Source organism: Flavobacterium adiutor, assembly GCF_048282555.1.
Classification (GTDB): Bacteria; Bacteroidota; Bacteroidia; order Flavobacteriales; family Flavobacteriaceae; genus Flavobacterium.
Map to the genome: position 1 here is coordinate 2,874,980 of NZ_CP182487.1, position 21,509 is coordinate 2,896,488.

Genomic DNA, 21,509 nt, shown 5'->3' on the forward strand with positions numbered 1-21,509 from the left:
TCTTAGATTTTAGATCATTAGCCTATGTTTTTAACTTTTTAATCTAGGGTATCAGTAAAATTATAATGCCCTTGAATATCATTTTTTATTTCTTCTAATTCTTTTAAACTTCTAGCTTCATTAAAAACGAAATATGCATAATTACCAAAATCATTATTAATTAAATTTATAATTTTTGAATTACCTCTTATTTCTGAAACACGCTCACAAAATCCAAAATATAAAATCTTTACAATCTTAAAAGGCTCCATCTTAGCAACATAAAATAAACTTCCTTCATTTTGAGATAATTCATTTAATGTTTTTTCAAAACTATAACAATAGAAATTGTAAATTCTTCCCGATTTACCTTTTAAATCTTTTTGGTATGATGGAAATTCTTTGAGATAATTATCATAATTCATAATAAGTTTTTTATAATTTAAAGAAATCGGTTAGTATTTTGATATACAAATCGACCCCTTCTACAATTTCATTCACAAAAATAAATTCGTCTGCTGAATGTGAACGCAGTGTTTCTCCTGGCCCTAATTTCAAAGACTGACAGCTTAAAACCGACTGATCTGAAAGTGTTGGCGAACCATATGTTGTTCTTCCTAATGCAATTCCTGCCTGAACCAAACCGTGCTCGATTGGAATAGACGAAGCGTTTAAGTGCATTGATCTTGGCGTTACTTCGGCATTTACATTCATTTTTACTACTTCCAAAATTTCAGCATTGGTATAACAGTCGTTTACACGAATATCAACTACTAAATCACATTCTGAAGGCACCACGTTATGTTGCTTTCCTGCATTAATCTGCGTAACGGTCATTTTTACAGGACCTAAAACGTCTGAGATTTTGTCGAATTTATAGTTCTTGAACCATTCCATTACCGGAATTGATTTGTATAAAGCGTTATCATCGTTTTGATGTGCAGCGTGGCTTGCGGTTCCTTTTACTTTTACGTCAAGAACTAATAAACCTTTCTCTGCAACGGCTAATTGCATCAATGTCGGTTCTCCCACTATTGCGCATTCCAGTTCGGGTAAGTGTTTTAAAACGCTATTTAAACCGTTTTTTCCACTGCTTTCTTCTTCTGCCGAAGCAACAATAACGATATTATGTGATAAATTTTGATTTTCGTAAAAATGAACAAAAGTCGCCAATAAAGAAACCAGACAGCCTCCGGCATCATTACTTCCTAAACCGAATAGTTTACCATCTTTTTCAATTGCTTTGAAAGGATCGTTAGTATAAGCCTGATTGGGTCTTACAGTATCATGATGTGAATTCAGTAAAAGCGTTGGTTTTTTTTCGTCGAAGTATTTATTGAAAGCCCACACATTGTTGTTTTCTCTTTTGAAAGGAATCTCGTTTTGAGTGAACCAATTTTCTATTAAAAGAGCTGTTTGATCTTCTTCACTTGAAAATGAAGGGGTTTCAATCAGATTTTTTAATAATTCAATTGCTTCCCGGGTAAGCGTTTCTATATGTTTCATTTTAATTTAGGTACTGAGATGCTAAAATTCTAAGACTGCAAAAGTCTTGGTTTATTTGAAACTTAGCAACTTTTTCTTTTATAAAGTAATCGTTGTATGCAGAACATCTGAATTTTGTAGCATTCTGTGATGCCCAATTTTAATTTTCTGTACACCTCTGGATAAACTGTTGAAGCAGTTATCGAGTTTTGGAATCATTCCGGAATGAATTACTTTTTCTTCTTTTAGTTTATTATATAATGCTTCGCTGATTTCTGTTATTACAGAGGAATCATCTTCTGAATCCATTAAAACACCTTGTTTTTCAAAACAATATGTAAGTGTCACATCAAAAACTTCAGACAATGCAATTGACAATTCACTTGCAATAGTATCTGCATTGGTATTTAATAATTGTCCGTTTTTATCGTGTGTAATCGCACAGAAAACGGGAACAACTCCAGTCTCCAATAAAGTAGTCAGCAATTTTGTATTGACTTGTTTTACATCGCCTACAAATCCGTAATCGATTGTGGGATGGTTTCTTTTTATAGATTGGATCAAATTTCCGTCAGCTCCTGAAAAACCAATGGCATTGTTCTCTTTTGCCTGCAATTGAGCTACAATATGTTTGTTGATCTGTCCTGCATAAATCATGACCACAACATCCAGCATTGGAGCGTCTGTAATTCGGCGTCCGTCAATCATCTGCGGAACTAACCCAATACTTTGTGCCATTTTCGTAGCCGATTTTCCACCTCCGTGAACTAAAACTTTATGTCCTTCAATTTTAGAAAAATCAGTTAAAAATTGTTCTAATTCTGCTGGATTGTCGATGATGTTTCCACCTATTTTTATTACGGTAACTTTTTTCATTAGGTTCTAGGTTGCTAAGGGACTAAGGTTTTTGCTTATAGTTTCTTAATATCTCAGAAACTTAGAACCTTAGTGCCTAAAAGATTATATTTTCTTCAAAATCTTTTGTAAAACTAATTGTGCTGAATACGTTCTGTTATTAGCCTGTTCAATTACGATTGAATTTTCTCCGTCTAAAACTTCATCGCTTACAATTACATTACGACGAACAGGAAGACAATGCATGAACTTTCCGTTGTTGGTTAAAGCCATTTTTTGAGCTGTAACAGTCCAACTTGGATCACTGTTCGTTACTTTTCCGTAATCATTGAAATTACTCCAGTTTTTTACGTAAACAAAATCTGCGTTTTCAAAAGCTTTATTCTGATCGTATTCGATTTTGCAGTCTTTTGTGATTTCCGGGCTTAATTCATAACCTTCAGGATGCGTGATGACAAAATCCATGTCTTTTTGCATTTGCATCATTTCTACGAATGAATTGGCAACAGCCTGTGGGAGGGCTCTTGGATGTGGCGCCCAGGAAAGCACTACTTTCGGTTTGTGTTTTGTTTTGAATTCTTCCATTGTAATCGCATCTGCCAACGACTGTAATGGGTGACGAACAGCACTTTCCATATTTACAATTGGCACTGTAGCGTATTTCAAAAATCCTGAAATTACCGTTTCTTGATAATCTTTTTCTTTATCAACCAAACCTGCAAAAGCACGAATGGCAATAATATCACAATATTGAGAAACTACTTCTGCTGCTTCTTTAATGTGTTCTGATGCACCAGAATTCATTACGGCTCCGTCTTCAAACTCTAATGTCCATCCTTCGTTGGTAAAGTTCATTACCATAACATTCATTCCTAAGTTCATTGCGGCTTTTTGAGTACTCAAACGCGTTCTTAAACTTGGATTGAAGAATAACATTCCAAGAGTTTTATTCTTTCCTAAACTTTGATTTTTAAGCGGATTCTTTTTGATTTTGATCGCTTGTTTTACCCATTTTGATAATGAGTTGATGTCTTTTATTGAAATATAGTTCATGTTTTTTTTTATTTAGATAAAGTGATAATTAGAAAATTTGATGATTGTTTATTATCTAATTAACTAATTTTCTAATTGACTCATTAGATTATTTTTGTAAAAGGAATTTCATCTTTCAATGCCCGAAGAATAAAATTATCATCCAGTCCGTTTACAATCCAGGTTTCTATATTAGCAGCTTTTGCAATTCCGGCTGCTTCAATTTTGGACTGCATACCTCCTGTTCCGTGTGATGATTTTGAATCACCGATTTCTTTTTCGAGTGATTTTAAATCATTAACCAACTTAATTGTTTCTGGAACTTCATTATGAATGGATTTTTTCGTGTAAATTCCGTTTGTATTGGTTGCAATTATCAGAATATCAACATTTAAAAGAACTGCCGTTAAAGCCGCTAATTTGTCGTTATCTCCAAACCGAATCTCATCTGTCGCCACAGTATCATTTTCATTGATAATCGGAATGTAATTATTTCTAACCAATACATTAATAGTATTTACAATGTTCTTTTTGGTCTGTTCTTTTTCAAAATCAGAATAAGAAAGTAAACATTGCGACGTATTTAGTCCTAAATCCTTAAAATTCTCATTGTAAATTCGCATTAAATGTGGTTGTCCGATAGAAGCCAACGCCTGTTTTACGAAAACATCTTGATCCTGGTTGTCTAGCTTTACAAATTGCTTTGCCGCCGCAATTGCCCCGGAGCTCACTATGATGAATTCATATTCGTGGTTTAAAGCTGCAATCTGTATTCCAAGATCTTCAATCTTTCCCCGCGAAATATGATTGGTTTCTTTGGTTAAAGTATTACTTCCTATTTTTAATAAAATCCGTTTTTTCATTTTTTAAGATGCTAAGGTTCTGAGATACTGAGATTCTAAGTTTTTCTCCTAAGAATTTTCTAATTAATCTGATTGCCTAATTTTCACATTATCTCAATTATCTGATTTGCCCTTCTCCGTAAACGTACCATTTATTGGTAACGAGATGTTGAAGACCAATTGGTCCTCTTTGATGCAGTTTATCAGTACTGATTGCTAATTCTCCACCAAGACCAAACTGTCCGCCGTCTGTGAATCTGGTTGATGCATTTTGGTACACTGCTGCCGCATCTATCGATTCCATAAACAGTTGTGCAGCTTCGTTATCTCTGGTAATAATGGCTGCAGAATGTCCGCCACAATATTTATTAATCATTTCAATAGCGTGATCCTTAGAATCGATGGTTCCGATTACGATTTTATAATCCAAAAACTCTTCGTACCACATATCTTCGTTTTGAATGGTTTTGATATTCTCGAAATTCTCTAACGATTTATCGACAATAACTTCCACTTTTGATTCGATTAAAGCTTCGATTAACATCCCTGCAAAGCCTTCAAAATTGGGAAGTTTAGAATTTATCAAAACTTTATCCAAAGCATTACAAGCCGATATTTTAGCCGTTTTAGCGTTTAAAATTACTTTTAAAGCCAAATCTGTATCCGCATCTTCATGAACGTAAACAAAATTATTGCCGCGTCCGCTTACAATTACCGGGCAAGTGGCATGCGCTTTTACAAACTCAATTAGTTTTTCTCCTCCTCTTGGAACTATTAAATCAACTTTTTGAGTTGGTTTTTCTAAAAATACCTGCGTTTCGGTTCTGTTATAATTCAGATATTCTACCCAGTCTTTTGAAACTCCATTTTCTTCTAAAGCTTTATGCCAAAGACTTACGATCTTTAAATTTGATTTTAGAGATTCTTTTCCTCCTTTTAATAAAATCTTATTTCCAGATTTAAAAGCGATTCCTCCTGCTTCAATAGTAACATCGGGACGAGATTCGTAAATAATTAAAATCGTTCCGAAAGCGGCGGTTTTATTCACCACTTTTATTCCATTATCATGTGTAAAATGAAAACGCTCAACGCCAACGGGATCCTCCTGCGAAGCTAACTGATTCAATGACAAAATCATTTCATCTACTTTTTTATCATCTACTTTCAGGCGTTCTTCCATCGCTAGATCAGAGCCGTCGTAATCAGCAAGATCTTCCTGATTGGTCAAGATTATCTGATTCCGCTCCTGTTCGACCAGCTTTGCCATGGTCCGCAAAACTGCATTGCGTCTTTCAATTGATAATGATTTCATAATTTCAAATAGTTGGTTGTTTTTTGGTTGTTTCTTTTAATCGAAACTTTATTTATCCTAACAAGTTTTAAAAAACCTGTTAGGACAATCGCATGTTTAGTTTTTTAATTCTTCTAAACTTTCTTTTAGCGCTTTAACAAACGTATCAATATCCGCTTTTTTTACTGTTAAGGGCGGTAAAATTCTCAATAGATTTTTATTGTTTGCGCTTCCTGTAAAAATGTGTTTTTCGATAATTAATTTCTTTCTTAAAGCGGCAACATCAAAATCAAACTCTACTCCAAGCATTAAACCTTTTCCTTTTACTTGTTTGATCCCTTCAACTTCTTTGATTTTCTCTAAGAAATATGCATAAACTTCATTTACATTTTTTTGTAAATCAAGCTTTTCCATTACATCTAAAACGGCAATTCCTGCTGCACAAGACAAGTGGCTTCCGCCGAAAGTAGTTCCTAATAATCCGAAACTTGCTTCGAATTTTGGAGAAATCAAAATGGCTCCAACAGGAAAACCGTTCCCCATTCCTTTTGCTACCGAAATAATATCAGCGTTGATTCCGTGATGTTGGAAAGCAAAGAATTTTCCACTTCTTCCGTATCCGGATTGTACTTCATCTAAAATCAAAACAACATCGTGTTTTTTACAAGTTTTTTCTAAAGCCTGAAAAAACTCAGTTGTTCCTTGGTCTAAACCTCCAACTCCCTGAATTCCTTCAATAATTACAGAAGAAACATCTCCTTTTGCTAATTCAGCTTCAACCAATTCGATTTGGTTTAAAGGTAAAAAAGTAACAACTTGTTGTGCATTTATTGGCGCAACAATCTTTTTATTGTCTGTAACAGCAACCGCTGCAGAAGTTCTTCCATGAAAAGAATTATCAAAAGCTACCACTCTTGATTTTCCGTTATGGAAAGAAGCTAATTTTAAGGCATTTTCATTGGCTTCAGCTCCAGAACTGCATAAAAACAACTCGTAATCCTCAAGACCAGAAAGTTTTCCTAACTTCTGAGCCAATTCAACCTGTAAAGGATTCTGAATAGCATTAGAATAAAATCCTAAATTATCTATCTGATTTTTAAGTTTAGCTACATAATCCGGCTGTGTGTGTCCGATTGAAATCACACCGTGACCGCTGTATAAATCTAAATATTCTACTCCTTTGTCGTCAATAATTGTACAATCTACTGCTTTTACTGGAGTTATGTCGTATAATGGATAAACGTTGAATAAGTTCATGTGTTTTTTGTTTATTTTGTTTCAGGTTTCAGGTTTCAGGTTAACTTGGAACATGAAACTTTAAACTTGAAACTATTATTAAAATCCGCTTGGTTTCAAATGTAAACCTGTGGTTTCTTCTAATCCGAACATTAAATTCATGTTTTGAATTGCTTGTCCTGAAGCACCTTTGGTTAAGTTATCTATAACTGACGTTATGAGAACCCGGTTTCCTTTTTTCAATAAACTAATGATACATTTGTTCGTCTGCACGACTTGCTTCATGTTGATGTTAGTAGTCGTAATGGTTACGAAAGGCTCGTTTTTGTAGAACTCTTCGTATTTTGCTACTAATTGTTCCAAACTATCATCGCAAACTGTATATAAGGTTGCGAAAATTCCTCTTGGAAAATCACCTCTGTTCGGAATAAAAAGCAATTCGCTGTCAAAATCATCCTGCAACTGCACCAGACTTTCTGAAATTTCGCCTAAATGCTGGTGTTCAAAAGCCTTATAATGCGACATATTGTTGTTTCTCCAGCTGAAATGAGAAGTTTCTGAAAGACCTACTCCTGCTCCTGTACTTCCTGTTGTAGCATTGATATGAACCTCATTATTTAACAGATTATTTTTCGCTAAAGGCAACAAAGCTAATTGAATAGCAGTTGCAAAACAACCTGGGTTTGCAATGTAATTCGCTTTTTTGATTTCCGCTTTATTGATTTCAGGCAATCCGTAAACAAAATCTTTTCCTTCGAAATGAGCATCTTTATTCAACCTGAAATCATTTCCTAAATCGATGATTTTAGTATGATTTGCAAATTGATTTTCTTTCAAAAATGAAATCGATTTTCCGTGACCTAAACACAAGAAAACAATGTTAACATTTGGATTGATTTCAGCTGTAAAATTCATTTCAATATCGCCCAACAAATCATGATGTGCCAAAGAAAGCGGTTTTCCGGCATTTGTTGTGCTGTAAACAAAATCAATATTTACATTAGGATGATACATCAATATTCTGATAAGTTCACCGGCTGTATAGCCCGAACCACCAATTATTCCGATATTAATCATGATCTAAATGATTTACAGATGAAAATATGTTTTGTGCATTTCCAAGAATTTTGATAAAGCCTTTTGCATCTTCAGATGTCCAGGCATTGTTCATTTCTCCGTATTGACCAAAACCTGTATTCATTAAATCATTTTTAGATTCTATTCCGTCAAGCGTAAAATGATATGGTTTTAATGAAACCGTAACAGTTCCATTTACAGTCTTTTGAGTATCCTGAAGAAAAGTCTCGATGTTTCTCATAACCGGATCCAAAAACTGCCCCTCATGAAATAACATTCCGTACCAGTTTCCTAACTGCTCTTTCCAGTATTGCTGCCATTTTCCTAAAGTATGTTTCTCTAATAAATGGTGGGCTTTAATTATAATTAACGGAGCAGCAGCTTCAAAACCAACTCTTCCTTTGATTCCGATAATCGTATCTCCAACGTGAATATCTCGACCAATTGCGTAAGCATTTGCCAGTTTTTCAAGTTTTACGATATTTTTTTCAGGAGCATCTTTTTTACCATTTAAAGCAACTAATTCACCTTGTTCAAAATGAAGCGTTACTTTTTCTTCCCCTTCTTTTTGAAGTTGCGAAGGATAAGCTTCGCTTGGCAATGGCTGTCCTGAAGTTAGAGTTTCTTTTCCTCCAACACTTGTTCCCCAAAGACCTTTATTGATAGAATATTGTGCTTTTTCCCAAGAATAACTTACGCCATTTTTTTGAAGATATTCTACTTCTTCCTGTCTTGATAATTTTAAATCTCTAATTGGCGTAATGATTTCGATTTCCGGAGCGATAGTCTGGAAAATCAAATCAAAACGAATTTGGTCATTTCCAGCACCTGTACTTCCGTGTGCGATCGCGCTTGCTCCTACTTTTTTAGCGTATTTAATCGCTTCAATTGCTTGAAAAACACGCTCAGCACTTACTGATAACGGATAAGTATTATTTTTTAATACGTTTCCGAAAATCAAATATTTTATAGCTTTATCATAATATTTGTCTACAATTGTAAGGTTTGCGTGTTGTGCACTTCCTAACTCATAAGCTCTTTTTTCAATAGCTGTTAATTCTTCCGCAGAAAATCCTCCTGTGTCAACAAGAACAGTGTGAACTTCGTATCCTTTTTCATTTTTTAAATATTTCAAACAATACGAGGTATCTAATCCTCCGCTATAAGCTAATACTACTTTTTTCATTTTTTATAATTTAGGCTAATACTTTCGTATGTAGCAGTTTGAGATTTTTTTTAATTAATTGTTTAGGTCAATAAAACGGACAAAATTTTATTTAAGAATAAGGCCTGCTTTATTTTTTTTAATCTTTTCAAAACAGCCTCGTTAAAAGGATGTCTTGGCGGATCTTTTGGCTTATCTTTTGGATCATATAACATTCCAGTACACAAGCACATTTTATTTTCTTTACTTTGAAGAATCGGAAAGTTGGTACATGTTTTACAGCCAGCCCAAAAACTTGGATCGGTTGTTAATTCTGAGAAAGGAACTGGTTTATAGCCTAATTCTGAGTTGATTTTCATTACAGCTAAGCCAGTAGTTATTCCAAATATTTTAGCATTTGGATATTTTTTTAGAGAATAATCAAAAACTTTGGATTTTATTTTTTTAGCTAAACCTAAGTTTCTGTAATCAGGATGTACGATTAAACCGGAATGAGCCACGAATTTTCCGTGCTCCCAACTTTCGATATAACAAAAACCTGCGAATTTTCCATCTACAAGAGCAATCATCGCATCTCCGTTAGACATTTTTTTCTGAATGTATTCAGGAGTCCTTTTAGCAATCCCCGTACCTCTTAACAAAGCAGATGATTCTATGGTATCGCAAATTTCCTGTGCGAATTTGAAGTGTTCTTCCTGAGTAACAACAATAGATATCTTCATTTCAGTAATTGAAGTTTAGCGTTAAATATTAAAACGTATTGTTTGGTTTGAAATTCGAAAAACAAGTTAATAAAATCAGACAAAACAGAAGTAACACCCTTAAGATCAAAAAGTTGATCAAGGTCTTTTTTAAAAAAATAAATACTTTTGGTATGTGTTTGCCCGATGGACAACTTAAGTGATTTCAAAATAAAAATGAATATAAATAAATACGCTACGAAAAACTCTTTGAATACTATATAAATAGCATCCGTACTTCGGGAGAAGTACCAGGTGAGATTGTCCGTGACAAAGAAGTTGTATGTAAACTTATTTTATTCATCGGTGCAAAAGTACACTATTTTTTTATTTACAAAACGATTTTTCAAAATTCTAACATTTTTTTAATGGAATGTTATTTTATAAAATAAAAAAAGTCCGATAGATTAGCATAAACCTACCGGACTGAATTATTTAGAAATTTTATTTTAATTTTTAGTAAATGGAATTACTTGCCCATTACCTAAAATAGTCATATCAAAAGCTGTTTTGTCTTCGTTAAATTTAAATTTTAAACCCGCGGCATTAGATATAAAACTATCCTTTTCACCCGCTACAGGTTCAACCGTAAACTTAGGGAAATTGGTAATTTCAACATTTAAAACACTATTCTTTTCAGTTATTTCAATTTTTAAAGGAGCATTTTTTGTAGAATAAATTCCTAAATAGCCATCCAGGATAATATCTTTTTCAACTTTACCTTTACCAGCCGCCCATATATTATTACTTATATTATTATCTGGAAAAACATGATCAGGATCTAAAGTTATACTTTCTATCTCTTCTGTAGAACTATGTTTGAAAGACCATTCATTATTACGCTGCCAAATTTCTACAGGTAGTTTAACCCTTGTCACTTTTCCGCTTTTTGTTTTCACATCCAAGATAATTGGCATTGGCATCTTATCTAAGTTCTCAACATTTATGATTATTCCTTTTGCAGGATCATTTTTAACATATTTGATCCAGTTAATTCCCTGATCAAAACGCCAGTTATTAACATACCAGCTTCTCCAGAACCAGCTTAAATCTTCACCGGCTACATTCTCCATAGATCTGAAAAAATCATCAGGCTGAGGGTGTTTGTAAGCCCATCTCTGAATATAAGTTTTAAATGCAGTATCAAAACGCTCTTTTCCTAAGATCTGTTCTCTCAAAATAATCAAACCTGCACTTGGTTTAAAATAACACAGCATCCCAATATTGGCTTCCTTCATATTGTCAGGAGAGCTCATAATGGTTTCTAAGTCTGGTCTTGTAAAGGGTTCTGCCATTTCGTGCAAATCGGTAGGTTTTTCTTTATACTCACCATTATTAAATGCTTCAGTACTCAACGAATTTATAAAAGTATTGAAACCTTCATCCATCCAGGCAAATAATCTTTCATTCGAACCCACAATCATTGGAAACCAGATATGACCAAACTCATGATCTGTAACTCCCCATAAATCCTGACCTTTTGATTTCCATCCACAGAAAACAATTCCCGGATATTCCATTCCGCCCTCATTTCCTGCAACGTTTGTAGCAGCCGGGTAAGGGTATTCAAACCATTGCTTCGAATAATGCTCAATCGATGCTTTTACATATTCTGTAGAACGCTCCCAAGCATTGTTACCGCTACTTTCTAGAGGATAAGCCGATAATGCCAACGCTTTTTTACCACTTGGAAGATTAATTTTTGCTCCGTCTAAAATAAATGCTGGTGACGAAGCCCACGAGAAATCGCGTGCATTCTTAATTTGATAATGCCAGGTCTTTTCAGCATTTGTATTTGTGTTTGCTCCAGCTGCAACTTCTTCTGCTGAACGAATAATAACCGTTTTATCGCTTTGAGAAGCTTCTTTATAGCGTTTAAATTGCTCCGCTGGGAATACTTCCTCACCATTTAGTAATTCTCCTGATCCGACAACATAATGATTAGCCGGAACCGTAAGTTTAACATCAAAATCACCATATTCCAGATAAAACTCAGAAGCCCCTAAATAAGGCGCTGTATTCCATCCTCTTACATCATCATACACACACATACGGGGATACCATTGTGCTATTGTGAATATTTTTCCGTTTTTGGTTTCCAATACTCCCATCCTGTCAGACCCTTCAAACGGTGCAATAAACGAAAATTCTATTTTTATTTTTACAGCTCCTCCCTTCGATGCTAGTTCCTGAGGGAGAAAAATCTGCATTCTGGTATCTGTAATTATATATTTTGCTTCAGCTTCTGTTTTTTTCTTATCCCCAGAAATTACTTTTACTGATTTTATTTTATTTCCTCCGTCAAAAATTTGTCCCTGGGCTCCATTACGACTTCCTGTTAAAGGTATAACTGCGTTTCCACGTGAGTCGTTTTTGAATAAATTCTGATCTAAATTCAGCCAGACGAAAGAAAGTTTATCTGGACTGTTATTTGTATAAGTAATTTCATCGGTCCCTACTATTTCATTTGTAGTAGCATTTAATTTTGCCGTAATCTTATAATCTGCCCTGTTTTGCCAGTATTCAACACCTGGCTGACCGTTTGCTGAACGGGTTGAAGTAGCATTTTTTGTGTAAAAATGTGGTGCAAAGGCATCATGATAATTGTAATTATTAACTGAATTTCCTGCTGTTACGGGTGCCTGCTGTGCCGAAACAGAACAAATTCCTACAAACAAAGCCGTCATCAATAAGGCTTTAGTGAATTTTCTTTTCATATTTTTTACCTGTTTATATAGCAAATTAATGAAAAAAAATACTATTCACAGAGAAAACTCAAAGCATATATTCAATTTTAGCAAAATATTATTAAAAAAGTAATTCAAACCATTTTTCTATAAATTAAAATTTATAAGAATTATATTTACCTTACAAATGTTTTAATCTCACTTAAAAAATATCTTTTGAATACAACAATCTCAAATAAAACACTAAAAGCTTCCATAAAACATGCTGGAGCTGAATTATTTTCATTAACAAACAATCAGAAGAAAGAATACATATGGAATGGTGATCCAAATTATTGGCCAAAACATTCTCCTATACTTTTTCCGATTGTGGGAAGTTTAAGAAACGAAACTTATACATTTAACAAAAAAGAATATCACTTAGCAAGGCATGGCTTTGCCCGTGATATGGAATTTCAATTGATTGAAAAAACAGCATCATCAGCCACATTTTCTTTATGCTATGATGAAGCAACACTTCAGAAATATCCTTTTAAGTTTGAATTGCAGATTATTTACAAACTTGAAGCAAACAAACTGAATATTGCATACAAAGTAATTAATAAGCAAACTACTCAAATTCCTTTTTCTATTGGTGCCCATCCTGCCTTTGCTTTACCTGAAAATTTTTCAAACTACAGCATTCAATTTGAAAAAGAAGAAAAACTGGAATATTCACTTCTTGAAAATGGCTTAATTTCTAATACTAATGAGATCTTAGAAACTTCAAATAATACAGTTACATTGAATTACAAATTATTTGAAAATGATGCTTTGGTTTTTAAAACCTTAGAATCAAATTCTTTAACTATACTTGAAAACTCAAAACCATATATTAAAGTTGATTTTAAGGATTTTCCAAATTTAGGAATCTGGACTAAAGAAAATGCTCCCTTTATTTGTATTGAACCCTGGTTTGGTTATTCTGACACAGTTGAAAAATCAGGAGATTTATTTAAAAAAGAAGGAATACTGATTCTTGAAGCGAATCAAAGTTTTGATACTTCATTCGATATAGAAATCATTTAATTACAAAGAAACAAAAAACCCATTTTGAAATGAAACAAAATGGGTTTTTAATAATTTACGGATTATCTACTCCATTCTGAAATACTATCTTTATTCATTTTTACATAATCCTGATTATTAGCCGCTTCCGCAGATGCCAATGACAATTTGGCTGTTTCAACAGCTCCGGCTTTATCACCCTGTCTGGCCTGAATTAATGATTTTAGTCTTGTAAGATAATAAGGTTTATCAGTACTCAATTCTATTGCTTTATCTACATACTCTCTGGCAAGAATCATATTGCCATTTGACTGGAATAAATATTGGGATGCCGCATAATAATCATTCCATGTTGGACCTGCCAAAGTTTTTTGAATACTTGCGTTAGCTATTTTGGCAGTAGGAACTTCAAATTTCAAGGCTACATGAGAATTCTCCCAGGCTATTTCCAAATATCCTGAATTTTGATCCAGATTATTAATTCCTATAGTAAAAGTTTCAACAGGAGTTGGTAATGCATCTTCTTTAACAGTTGTTCTTAGTGCTACATAAGCATCGCTCCAATTTTCAGGCAATCCCCAATTGTCTGTAGAAAGGTAAAAAATTATTTCCCAGCTTTCTATTTTTGGGATAGTATAAATTGCATATTTCCCTTTTCTTAATGTTTTGCCATCAATAACAACATCATCTCCAAAATTGATTATTGTATTTTCATTCGCTCCCGTTCTCCATAACTTTCCAAACGGAACCAGATTTCCAAAGACAGCCCTGCCTCTGGCTCCTGGCCTTGAATAGGTAACTTCGACATCTGTTAATCCAACGGTTTGCTTAATATAACATTTTGGACTAGCTTGAGGAGTTCTTATTTGTGCTTCTGTAGCAATTGGCGACAAAAGAATGGTTAATGCAATGAGTAGTTTTTTCATTTTTTATAAATCTGTTTGTTTTTTTCAAATTTACGAATTCAAAAAAAGACAATAGTTAAATTTTACTTAATTCAAACACTTAACTGTGATATTTTGAACGCATCTAACTCATCAAAGTGATTAATGATCAAATTAGCTTCAGATAAATCCTGTCCTTCAGAATTCGCACTCCTATAGCCTATACAAAAAATTCCTGCTCCTTTAGCTGCTTTTACTCCATTTGTACTGTCTTCTATTATAATACAATTTTTTTTAGGAGCAATCGATAAAGAAGCAGCATGCAGAAAAATTGCCGGATTTGGTTTGGATTGCGGAAAATCTTCACCACTCACCGTAGCAGAAAAATACTTATGCAGATTAAATCGGGTAAAAACACGGTCAATAGTTACCTTTGAAGCAGATGAAGCTAAAATTAACTGAATTCCGCTAGCGTACAAATCTTTTATCAGATCTTCAACCCCTTCTAATAAATATAAATCTTCCTTGGTATCAAAAGCATCATTAAAAATATTTCTTTTTCTTTTGATCAAATCCTCAACATCATATTCTATTGCAGGAAAAAAACTTTTTAAAGCCTGAAACGTATTTCGTGTTGAAAATCCTGTGAACGAAGTGTACATTTCTTCCGAAACTTCAATATTTAATTCTGAAAATTGTTTGTAATATGCATAACGATGAACGGGTTCTGTATCTACAATTACACCATCCATATCAAAAATTACTGTTTTAACCATTTTTTTAAATTTAATAAAGGCTTTAAACTAATAATATGCTAAGTTCATTAGTTTAGTACCCCTCAATATTAATTGTGAGTTATAAGCTATTCTTTTTTAAGTAAATGACGAATTACGGTTTCTGCGGCGTGTAAGCCAAATAAAGCCGGAATATAACTATTGGTTCCGTAAAATGACTTTTTAAAATTTTTACCATCAGTCATTCTTAAACTTTTTTTATCAGGGATCTCAGGAGAAAAAACCACTTTTAACTTATAAATTTTTTCTGCTTTTAACCGGCGTCTAATTGTTTTTGCAAACGGGCAGTAACAGGTTTTTGAAATGTCCCCAACTTTTACTTTTGAAGCCAGCATTTTACCCCCAGCTCCCATACTACTTATAATTTTTACTTTTTTACGTTTTGCAGCAAAAATTAAATTTAGCTTTGGTGTTACACTATCAATACAATCCAAAACATAATCAAATTCAGGAGAAACAATTTCAAAAGCACGTTCTGGTGATAAAAATTCCTGTACACGGGTTAATTTTAGTTCGGGATTAATATCCATCAGCCTGTCGCTTACAATTTTAATTTTGGGTTGACCCACAGTCGAATGCAAAGCAGGCAATTGCCTGTTTATATTGGTAATATCTACAACATCCCCGTCAACAATAGTCATATTGCCAACTCCTGCTCTAGCCAAAAATTCAGCTGCAAACGATCCTACTCCGCCTAAACCTACAACCAAAACATTAGCATTTTGCAGGTTATTTAATCCTTCTTTTGTAAATAAAAGCTCGGCTCTTTCTGTCCACTCTGCCATATACTTCTTTTCTTAATTTAGTTTGTTTACTTATTTGTTTCAGAATCACTGATTCTGAACACATTTTTATAATTATTTAAGATTACAGATTGTAATTCTTGATTTTTTAAATCTTTATAATTTGAAGCTAATTCATAAACCTGTTGAATATTTTCTTCAATAGTGTCTGTTTCCAAAAAGAAACGATCATTTGGTATATTTTGGAAAACTGCTTTTAAATCCGGATTTCGCAATAAAAATTTTCCAAACGAAAGATAAAACCCTTCGTTAATAAGTTGACTTGCTATCTGATTATTCTTTGAAAAACCATGAATAATCATAGGAATTGAGATATTCAACTTCTTTTTTATTGAAATCACTTCCTGATATGCTGCAACACAATGAATAACTACTGGCTTTTTATATTTTTCTGCTAAAAACAACTGCTGTTCAAAAACACTAACCTGTTGTTCAAACGGAATTTCAATTCGTTTATCCAGGCCACACTCACCAATAGCCAGACAATTCTCTTCTTTTAATTTTTCTTCTATAATTTTTAAGTTGGCATCAATTCTGTCTTCAACAATATACCATGGATGAATACCAATAGAATAAAACGGAACCGAGGCATCAAAATCCTGCGGATATTGATTCACCAACTCTAAAACATCAGCACTATTGGTAAACTGATGTGTATGAAGATTAAAAAATTTCATTAATGAAACGTTTTTACACCAGCTCTGATGGCAATATTTAAATCATTCTCTAAGGGAACAATCGGACAAGAATATTTATGATTATAAGCACAATAAGGATTATAAGATTGATTAAAGTCAATTTCAATCCTATTTCCTTTTGGAATTTCCAGGTCAATATACCTTCCTCCTATATAACTGCCTTTCCCACATGTTAAATCTGAAAAGGGTAAAAACAAATGGTTCTTATACTTATCTGATTTAGAGAGTTCCATATCCTGATACACATTTAATCGCAATGCCGCACCATCAATCGTAAAAAAAACCGTTCCATATTTAATGTATTTCGGTTTTCTTGAAGTTGATGTTTTCATCTCAAATGCTTTTTCATTTTTAGCTTTTACCAATTTTGCATTCACAAAATATTTACCGCTGATAGGATAAAAATCAAGTGATTTAAACGTTTTCAAATCATCATCCATTAATGGACTTGTTTTGGCATCTGCATATTCCGCATTAATAGTCCTCTGAAATTTTTCAGCCTTATTTTTATTGAATTTCCCCTGACTATAAGTCCAATTAAATACCAATAATAAAATAAATACACTATTTTTCATTATAGAAATTTTGCACAAAAATAGTTTAAAACAAACAAAGCAGCAACCGCTTTACGTTACAAAGTTTTCTAACTTTGCTGAAAAACAACTTCTTTTATAATGCTAAAAAACGCTTTTCACCATTACATCAACAATTTTAGAGGATTTAGAAGAGAAATATGGATACTTGCTATTATTACTTTTATTAATCGTGCAGGTACAATGGTATTGCCTTTTTTATCAAAATATTTAAAAGAAGACCTTCATTTTACTTACAATCAGGTAGGATGGACTATGGTTGCATTCGGATTCGGATCAATGCTGGGTTCCTGGTTAGGAGGAAAACTATCCGATAAAATAGGATTTTACAAAATCATGATTTTTAGTTTGTTTACAACTGGAGTTTCTATGTTTTTGATTCAATATATCACTAGCTTTTTCGGACTTTGCATAGGGATGTTTTGTTTAATGGCTATTGCAGATATGTTTAGACCTGCCATGTTTGTCTCACTTGGTGCATATGCGAAGCCTGAAAACAGAACACGAGCCTTAACATTAGTGCGCCTTGCAGTAAATTTAGGTTTTGCTGCCGGTCCTGCTTTGGGTGGTCTTATTATTATGGGAATAGGATATCAGGGACTTTTTTGGGTTGATGGACTTTCCTGCATCATTTCGATTTCGATATTTGCTTTACTGGTAAAAGAAAAGAAAAAAGTTATATATGAAGATAAGGTTGAAAATTCGGCAGAAACAAAATCAGTTTTTAAAGACAGGATATTTTGGGTTTTCTTATTTGTCAGTTTTGTAACTGCTATGATCTTTTTCCAGCTCTTCACTACCTTACCGCTGTATCACAACGAGAAATATGGTTTAACAGAATTTCAGACCGGTCTTTTAATGACCTTGAATGGTTTACTGATTTTTGCATTAGAAATGCCTACTGTCGGATTTTTGGAAAGAAAAGGTTATCCAAAAATAAAAATCATTATTTGGGGCTCCTTTATTATGTCACTAAGTTTTTTTCTATTATTAATTAACGTTTGGGCAGGAATTCTTGTGATTAGTATGGTTTGTATTTCAATAGGAGAAATACTTGCTTTTCCATTTTCTAATGCCTTTGCACTAAGCCGCGCTCCCAGAGGCCAGGAAGGACAATACATGGCACTTTATACCATGAGTTTTAGTTTAGCCCATATCATTAGTTCGAAAGTGGGGTTTGAAATTATTACAAGATTTGGATATCAGATTAACTGGTTTTTCATGGCCATCATTGGCATTATAGCAACATTTTGCTGTTTGTGGATTAAGAATGCTCTTGTTTTAGAAAGAACTTCATAAATACTTTTTTTTTCAAAACATTTTATTTCAACTCATTACATCAAATTAAAAAAGATATTCTTCTTAAAAACAAATTAAAACTTCTTTTTTAGTTAAATAACTATTTTTTTAGTTGTGTAACTAAAAAAATAGTTATAAGTTTGATTTAAAATTAAACCACATGCAAAAACTAACAAACAAGGAAGAAGAAATAATGCATATTTTATGGAAGCTTAAAAAGGCTTTTGTAAAAGAAGTACAAGCAGAAATTACTGAAGATCAGCCTCACTATAACACACTTTCTACAATTATCCGGAACCTGGAAGAAAAAGGTTTTGTTGCACATAATGCTTTTGGAAATACCCATCAATATTATCCAATAATAAGTTTAGAAGCATATAGCAAAAAATACATGAAAACGGCAATTGATAATTATTTCAACAGTTCATATAAAAATATGGTTTCCTTTTTTGCCAAAGAAGAAAAAATTTCTGCGGCCGAATTACGTGAAATCTTAGCTATGATTGAGAATCCAAAAGAAGAAGAAAAATAATTATTATATGGAAGCATTTTTCATTTATATCGCAAAATCATCCGGGCTAGTTGTATTGTTTTATTGTTCTTATTATTTTTTATTACGCAAAGAAACTTTTTTTAACAGCAACAGATGGTTTTTACTCACAGGGTTAGCCACATGCATAATTCTTCCTCTTTTAGTTTATAAAAAAATTGTATGGATTGATGCTGTTCCGGTTTCAACTATTAATTATTCACAAAGTTTTGTACCACAAACTATTGAGCAAGAATCATTTGAAATCAATTGGAATTATATAGCTATTTCTATTTACTGTATTGGATTTGTTGCGCTTATAATAAAATTTGCTATTGACTTTTACAGTTTAAATTCAGTTCTAAAAGGAAAAAAGATAGAACAGCAAGCCGATTTTAAATTTGTTGATGTATCTGAAAATATTGCTCCGTTTTCTTATTTTGATTATATCGTATACAACTCATCCATGTATACAGAAGCAGAATTAGAAAATATTATTGAGCATGAAAAAGTGCACAGCGATCAAAATCATACTATTGATGTATTAATTTCAAGAGTCTTTTGTGTATTGTTTTGGTTCAACCCAATCATCTGGCTGTATAAAAAAGCCATTTTACAAAACCTTGAATTTATTGCAGATAACGAGGCGGCTAAAAAAATATCAGACAAAAAAGCGTATCAATACACGCTTTTAAAAATAATAACACACGAAAGCTGTGTTGCCATAACCAATCATTTTTATCAATCATTAATCAAAAAACGAATTGTCATGTTAAACAAAAATCAATCAAAAAAGAGAAATTATTGGAAGTATTATGCCATACTTCCGGCACTTGTAGCATTTATCCTTTTATTTCAGATAAAAACTATTGCACAAGAAAAAAATGAAACCAAAAAAGTTTCAGAAAGAAATAAGTTAGTAGATGTTTATAAAATTAAAAATACCACAACGGATGCCGAATTAAAAGAAATAACAAAAAAACTGAAGGAAATTCACAATGTTGATATTGAAATTTCTGAAGTAAAAAGGAATTCAAATAGTCAATTGACCGCTATTAAGGTTGATATTGAAAAAGGTACCGGTCAAGATCAAACCATTCAGATTGAAGGTAATAACCCCATTAAAAGCTGTGGGATTATTATCGCAACAGAAAATGGATCTAGGAAAATTAATTTAGTTACCGATGGCGTAATGGATAAACCCATGGTCATTGGAAATCGGATTGTTGAAGTAAGTGAAACAGGTAGTCCAGCCAAAATAAGTACAATTTCAACAATAACACCACCTGTTCCTCCTACCCCGCCTACATTTCCAACTGGACCAATGCCACAAGCTCCAGCAGCAGATATGTCAAAAATGCCTAAACCTCCTGTTCCTCCTACAAATCCAAAGGACAAAGTAGCTATGAGTAAATTTGAGAAAGAAATGGCTGAATTTGAGAAAAAAATGGAGTCTTTTGAACCAGACATGTCTGCTTATGAAAAACAGATTGAAGAGATCATGTCTAAACGTGAAGCCATTTTTGAAAAAGAAATGGAAAAATATGAGATCGCAATGGAAAAATTCAACGCTGATATGGAAAAATTTACTGAGGAGATTCTGAAGAAATATAGCAAAGACTCTGAAGAGTATGAAATAAATATGAAACAATATGAAAAAAACATGAAGGCTTATGAGAAAAACATGAAACTTCATGAAAAAGAAATGAAAAAAATGGAGAAAGAAAGTCAAAAATCGTAAACCATTTTAACAAAAAAGACTTTGCTTAACGGCAAAGTCTTTTTTATATCTTTGAAAAAAATAACTCGTTATGTATAAAATTTTAGCCAAAATAAACAAAATCCTTTTACCAAGCTTTACTAAACAAGGTTTAGATTTAGCCAAAGCAAAAAAATGGCAACTGGCAATTATCGCATATCGGGCCTATGTTACAAAACGTGCTTTAAATTAAATTACAAATACCTTTCTGAAATCACTCTTAAGTGATGATTCTGATGGCCTGTAATAATAAATCCAATTGCTCTTACAGAAATTGCCATATTTGAAGCAGTCCCCATAAATAAAAGCTGATCTTCATTCAGACTTTCAAAAAAACTAATTGTTGACTTTCTGGCATTTTCATATTCAGCCAGTAAACTTTCTATTGAACGGGAATTAGCAACCGCAAATGGCACATAATCATTTTCTTCAAAACCGGGCAAAGGAGTTTTGTCTCCTCTACTGATTCTTAAAGCCCGATAAGCGAAAATACGCTCTGTATCAATCATATGAAGGACAATATCCTTTATTGTCCATTTCCCTTCCGCATAACGATATTCTAATTTCTCAGCCGGAACATTTCTCACAAAGTTTAGCAGCTGTGGCAACCCTTCTTTTAAACCCTCTAATAATGTTTTATCATTAGCAGCTTTTATATAAGTTGCATTAAAAACAGAATATTCATTTGTTGATAAATCTGAAGCTAACATAGAT

At 33.0% G+C, this 21,509-nt stretch carries 22 protein-coding genes; 5 read left to right on the plus strand and 17 right to left on the minus strand.

Translation table 11 applies throughout. From position 1 onward, the window contains the following. Positions 1-38 precede the first annotated feature (38 nt). The 11 genes from ACNC7R_RS11985 to ACNC7R_RS12035 all read right to left on the minus strand — a co-directional run bounded on the left by ACNC7R_RS11985 (position 39) and on the right by ACNC7R_RS12035 (position 12,419). Positions 39-404, minus strand: a complete 366-nt coding sequence (locus ACNC7R_RS11985) for a hypothetical protein (RefSeq protein ID WP_417941315.1) — start codon at positions 402-404, stop codon at positions 39-41. 10 nt (positions 405-414) lie between these two features. After that, a complete protein-coding gene (locus ACNC7R_RS11990; protein WP_417941316.1) occupies positions 415-1,485 on the minus strand; it encodes a M20 family metallo-hydrolase in 1,071 nt (356 codons plus the stop codon). A 78-nt stretch (positions 1,486-1,563) separates the two neighbouring features. Next, on the minus strand, positions 1,564-2,340 hold the full coding sequence (gene argB / locus ACNC7R_RS11995; protein WP_417941317.1) for an acetylglutamate kinase: 777 nt from the start codon (positions 2,338-2,340) through the stop codon (positions 1,564-1,566). A gap of 84 nt (positions 2,341-2,424) precedes the next feature. After that, on the minus strand, positions 2,425-3,372 hold the full coding sequence (locus ACNC7R_RS12000; protein ID WP_417941318.1) for an N-acetylornithine carbamoyltransferase: 948 nt from the start codon (positions 3,370-3,372) through the stop codon (positions 2,425-2,427). Between the two features lie 83 nt (positions 3,373-3,455). Next, complete coding sequence (gene proB, locus ACNC7R_RS12005) at positions 3,456-4,214, minus strand: glutamate 5-kinase (protein WP_417941319.1); 759 nt, start codon at positions 4,212-4,214, stop codon at positions 3,456-3,458. A 97-nt stretch (positions 4,215-4,311) separates the two neighbouring features. After that, the gene (locus tag ACNC7R_RS12010) at positions 4,312-5,505 is read right to left on the minus strand and encodes a glutamate-5-semialdehyde dehydrogenase (protein ID WP_417941320.1); all 1,194 of its coding nucleotides are present in this window, start codon (positions 5,503-5,505) and stop codon (positions 4,312-4,314) included. A gap of 96 nt (positions 5,506-5,601) precedes the next feature. Next, entirely contained in the window at positions 5,602-6,741 is a 1,140-nt protein-coding gene (locus ACNC7R_RS12015; RefSeq protein WP_417941321.1) for an aspartate aminotransferase family protein, read from the minus strand. A 78-nt stretch (positions 6,742-6,819) separates the two neighbouring features. After that, the gene (gene argC, locus ACNC7R_RS12020) at positions 6,820-7,797 is read right to left on the minus strand and encodes an N-acetyl-gamma-glutamyl-phosphate reductase (RefSeq protein ID WP_417941322.1); all 978 of its coding nucleotides are present in this window, start codon (positions 7,795-7,797) and stop codon (positions 6,820-6,822) included. After that, the gene (locus tag ACNC7R_RS12025; protein ID WP_417941323.1) at positions 7,790-8,983 is read right to left on the minus strand and encodes an argininosuccinate synthase; all 1,194 of its coding nucleotides are present in this window, start codon (positions 8,981-8,983) and stop codon (positions 7,790-7,792) included. The genes argC and ACNC7R_RS12025 overlap by 8 nt, the downstream gene beginning before the upstream one ends. Positions 8,984-9,045: 62 nt before the next feature. Further along, a complete protein-coding gene (locus ACNC7R_RS12030; RefSeq protein ID WP_417941324.1) occupies positions 9,046-9,684 on the minus strand; it encodes a GNAT family N-acetyltransferase in 639 nt (212 codons plus the stop codon). A 467-nt stretch (positions 9,685-10,151) separates the two neighbouring features. Continuing rightward, positions 10,152-12,419: a M1 family metallopeptidase gene (locus ACNC7R_RS12035; protein WP_417941325.1), complete on the minus strand. Its 2,268-nt coding sequence runs from the start codon at positions 12,417-12,419 to the stop codon at positions 10,152-10,154. Between the two features lie 186 nt (positions 12,420-12,605). On the opposite strand from ACNC7R_RS12035, the gene ACNC7R_RS12040 reads away from it, so the two are divergent. Then, positions 12,606-13,457, plus strand: coding sequence for an aldose 1-epimerase family protein (locus ACNC7R_RS12040; RefSeq protein ID WP_417941326.1), 852 nt, complete (start codon positions 12,606-12,608; stop codon positions 13,455-13,457). Between the two features lie 62 nt (positions 13,458-13,519). On the opposite strand, the gene ACNC7R_RS12045 is transcribed toward ACNC7R_RS12040, so the two are convergent. The 5 genes from ACNC7R_RS12045 to ACNC7R_RS12065 all read right to left on the minus strand — a co-directional run bounded on the left by ACNC7R_RS12045 (position 13,520) and on the right by ACNC7R_RS12065 (position 17,190). Next, positions 13,520-14,362, minus strand: coding sequence for a DUF2911 domain-containing protein (locus tag ACNC7R_RS12045; protein ID WP_417941327.1), 843 nt, complete (start codon positions 14,360-14,362; stop codon positions 13,520-13,522). A 71-nt stretch (positions 14,363-14,433) separates the two neighbouring features. Continuing rightward, a complete protein-coding gene (locus ACNC7R_RS12050; protein WP_417941328.1) occupies positions 14,434-15,096 on the minus strand; it encodes an HAD family hydrolase in 663 nt (220 codons plus the stop codon). An 86-nt stretch (positions 15,097-15,182) separates the two neighbouring features. Next, positions 15,183-15,899 carry a ThiF family adenylyltransferase gene (locus tag ACNC7R_RS12055; RefSeq protein ID WP_417941329.1) on the minus strand — a complete coding sequence of 239 codons (717 nt, stop codon included), beginning with the start codon at positions 15,897-15,899 and terminating at the stop codon, positions 15,183-15,185. Positions 15,900-15,925: 26 nt separating this feature from the next. Next, on the minus strand, positions 15,926-16,594 hold the full coding sequence (locus ACNC7R_RS12060; RefSeq protein WP_417941330.1) for a TatD family hydrolase: 669 nt from the start codon (positions 16,592-16,594) through the stop codon (positions 15,926-15,928). Continuing rightward, on the minus strand, positions 16,594-17,190 hold the full coding sequence (locus ACNC7R_RS12065; RefSeq protein ID WP_417941331.1) for a DUF1684 domain-containing protein: 597 nt from the start codon (positions 17,188-17,190) through the stop codon (positions 16,594-16,596). Before ACNC7R_RS12065 ends, ACNC7R_RS12060 begins: the two co-directional genes overlap by 1 nt. A gap of 99 nt (positions 17,191-17,289) precedes the next feature. Between ACNC7R_RS12065 and ACNC7R_RS12070 the strand changes: the two genes are divergently transcribed. The 4 genes from ACNC7R_RS12070 to ACNC7R_RS12085 all read left to right on the plus strand — a co-directional run bounded on the left by ACNC7R_RS12070 (position 17,290) and on the right by ACNC7R_RS12085 (position 20,988). Further along, positions 17,290-18,507, plus strand: a complete 1,218-nt coding sequence (locus ACNC7R_RS12070; protein WP_417941332.1) for an MDR family MFS transporter — start codon at positions 17,290-17,292, stop codon at positions 18,505-18,507. Positions 18,508-18,667: 160 nt separating this feature from the next. After that, a complete protein-coding gene (locus ACNC7R_RS12075) occupies positions 18,668-19,039 on the plus strand; it encodes a BlaI/MecI/CopY family transcriptional regulator (protein WP_417941333.1) in 372 nt (123 codons plus the stop codon). A 7-nt stretch (positions 19,040-19,046) separates the two neighbouring features. Then, positions 19,047-20,777 carry a M56 family metallopeptidase gene (locus ACNC7R_RS12080; protein ID WP_417941334.1) on the plus strand — a complete coding sequence of 577 codons (1,731 nt, stop codon included), beginning with the start codon at positions 19,047-19,049 and terminating at the stop codon, positions 20,775-20,777. Positions 20,778-20,847: 70 nt separating this feature from the next. Continuing rightward, complete coding sequence (locus tag ACNC7R_RS12085) at positions 20,848-20,988, plus strand: SsrA-binding protein (protein WP_417941335.1); 141 nt, start codon at positions 20,848-20,850, stop codon at positions 20,986-20,988. Position 20,989: 1 nt separating this feature from the next. Here ACNC7R_RS12085 and ACNC7R_RS12090 read toward each other — a convergent pair whose 3' ends face one another. Beyond that, the gene (locus ACNC7R_RS12090; protein ID WP_417941336.1) at positions 20,990-21,505 is read right to left on the minus strand and encodes a DinB family protein; all 516 of its coding nucleotides are present in this window, start codon (positions 21,503-21,505) and stop codon (positions 20,990-20,992) included. Between the last annotated feature and the right edge of the window lie 4 nt (positions 21,506-21,509).

Bases quoted from the DNA above. Each gene is read 5' to 3' on its own strand.
- ACNC7R_RS11985 (WP_417941315.1), bottom strand. From the start codon at position 404: ATGAATTATGATAATTATCTCAAAGAATTTCCATCATACCAAAAAGAT.
- ACNC7R_RS11990 (WP_417941316.1), bottom strand. From the start codon at position 1,485: ATGAAACATATAGAAACGCTTACCCGGGAAGCAATTGAATTATTAAAA.
- argB (WP_417941317.1), bottom strand. From the start codon at position 2,340: ATGAAAAAAGTTACCGTAATAAAAATAGGTGGAAACATCATCGACAAT.
- ACNC7R_RS12000 (WP_417941318.1), bottom strand. From the start codon at position 3,372: ATGAACTATATTTCAATAAAAGACATCAACTCATTATCAAAATGGGTA.
- proB (WP_417941319.1), bottom strand. From the start codon at position 4,214: ATGAAAAAACGGATTTTATTAAAAATAGGAAGTAATACTTTAACCAAA.
- ACNC7R_RS12010 (WP_417941320.1), bottom strand. From the start codon at position 5,505: ATGAAATCATTATCAATTGAAAGACGCAATGCAGTTTTGCGGACCATG.
- ACNC7R_RS12015 (WP_417941321.1), bottom strand. From the start codon at position 6,741: ATGAACTTATTCAACGTTTATCCATTATACGACATAACTCCAGTAAAA.
- argC (WP_417941322.1), bottom strand. From the start codon at position 7,797: ATGATTAATATCGGAATAATTGGTGGTTCGGGCTATACAGCCGGTGAA.
- ACNC7R_RS12025 (WP_417941323.1), bottom strand. From the start codon at position 8,983: ATGAAAAAAGTAGTATTAGCTTATAGCGGAGGATTAGATACCTCGTAT.
- ACNC7R_RS12030 (WP_417941324.1), bottom strand. From the start codon at position 9,684: ATGAAGATATCTATTGTTGTTACTCAGGAAGAACACTTCAAATTCGCA.
- ACNC7R_RS12035 (WP_417941325.1), bottom strand. From the start codon at position 12,419: ATGAAAAGAAAATTCACTAAAGCCTTATTGATGACGGCTTTGTTTGTA.
- ACNC7R_RS12045 (WP_417941327.1), bottom strand. From the start codon at position 14,362: ATGAAAAAACTACTCATTGCATTAACCATTCTTTTGTCGCCAATTGCT.
- ACNC7R_RS12050 (WP_417941328.1), bottom strand. From the start codon at position 15,096: ATGGTTAAAACAGTAATTTTTGATATGGATGGTGTAATTGTAGATACA.
- ACNC7R_RS12055 (WP_417941329.1), bottom strand. From the start codon at position 15,899: ATGGCAGAGTGGACAGAAAGAGCCGAGCTTTTATTTACAAAAGAAGGA.
- ACNC7R_RS12060 (WP_417941330.1), bottom strand. From the start codon at position 16,594: ATGAAATTTTTTAATCTTCATACACATCAGTTTACCAATAGTGCTGAT.
- ACNC7R_RS12065 (WP_417941331.1), bottom strand. From the start codon at position 17,190: ATGAAAAATAGTGTATTTATTTTATTATTGGTATTTAATTGGACTTAT.
- ACNC7R_RS12070 (WP_417941332.1), top strand. From the start codon at position 17,290: ATGCTAAAAAACGCTTTTCACCATTACATCAACAATTTTAGAGGATTT.
- ACNC7R_RS12075 (WP_417941333.1), top strand. From the start codon at position 18,668: ATGCAAAAACTAACAAACAAGGAAGAAGAAATAATGCATATTTTATGG.
- ACNC7R_RS12080 (WP_417941334.1), top strand. From the start codon at position 19,047: ATGGAAGCATTTTTCATTTATATCGCAAAATCATCCGGGCTAGTTGTA.
- ACNC7R_RS12085 (WP_417941335.1), top strand. From the start codon at position 20,848: ATGTATAAAATTTTAGCCAAAATAAACAAAATCCTTTTACCAAGCTTT.
- ACNC7R_RS12090 (WP_417941336.1), bottom strand. From the start codon at position 21,505: ATGTTAGCTTCAGATTTATCAACAAATGAATATTCTGTTTTTAATGCA.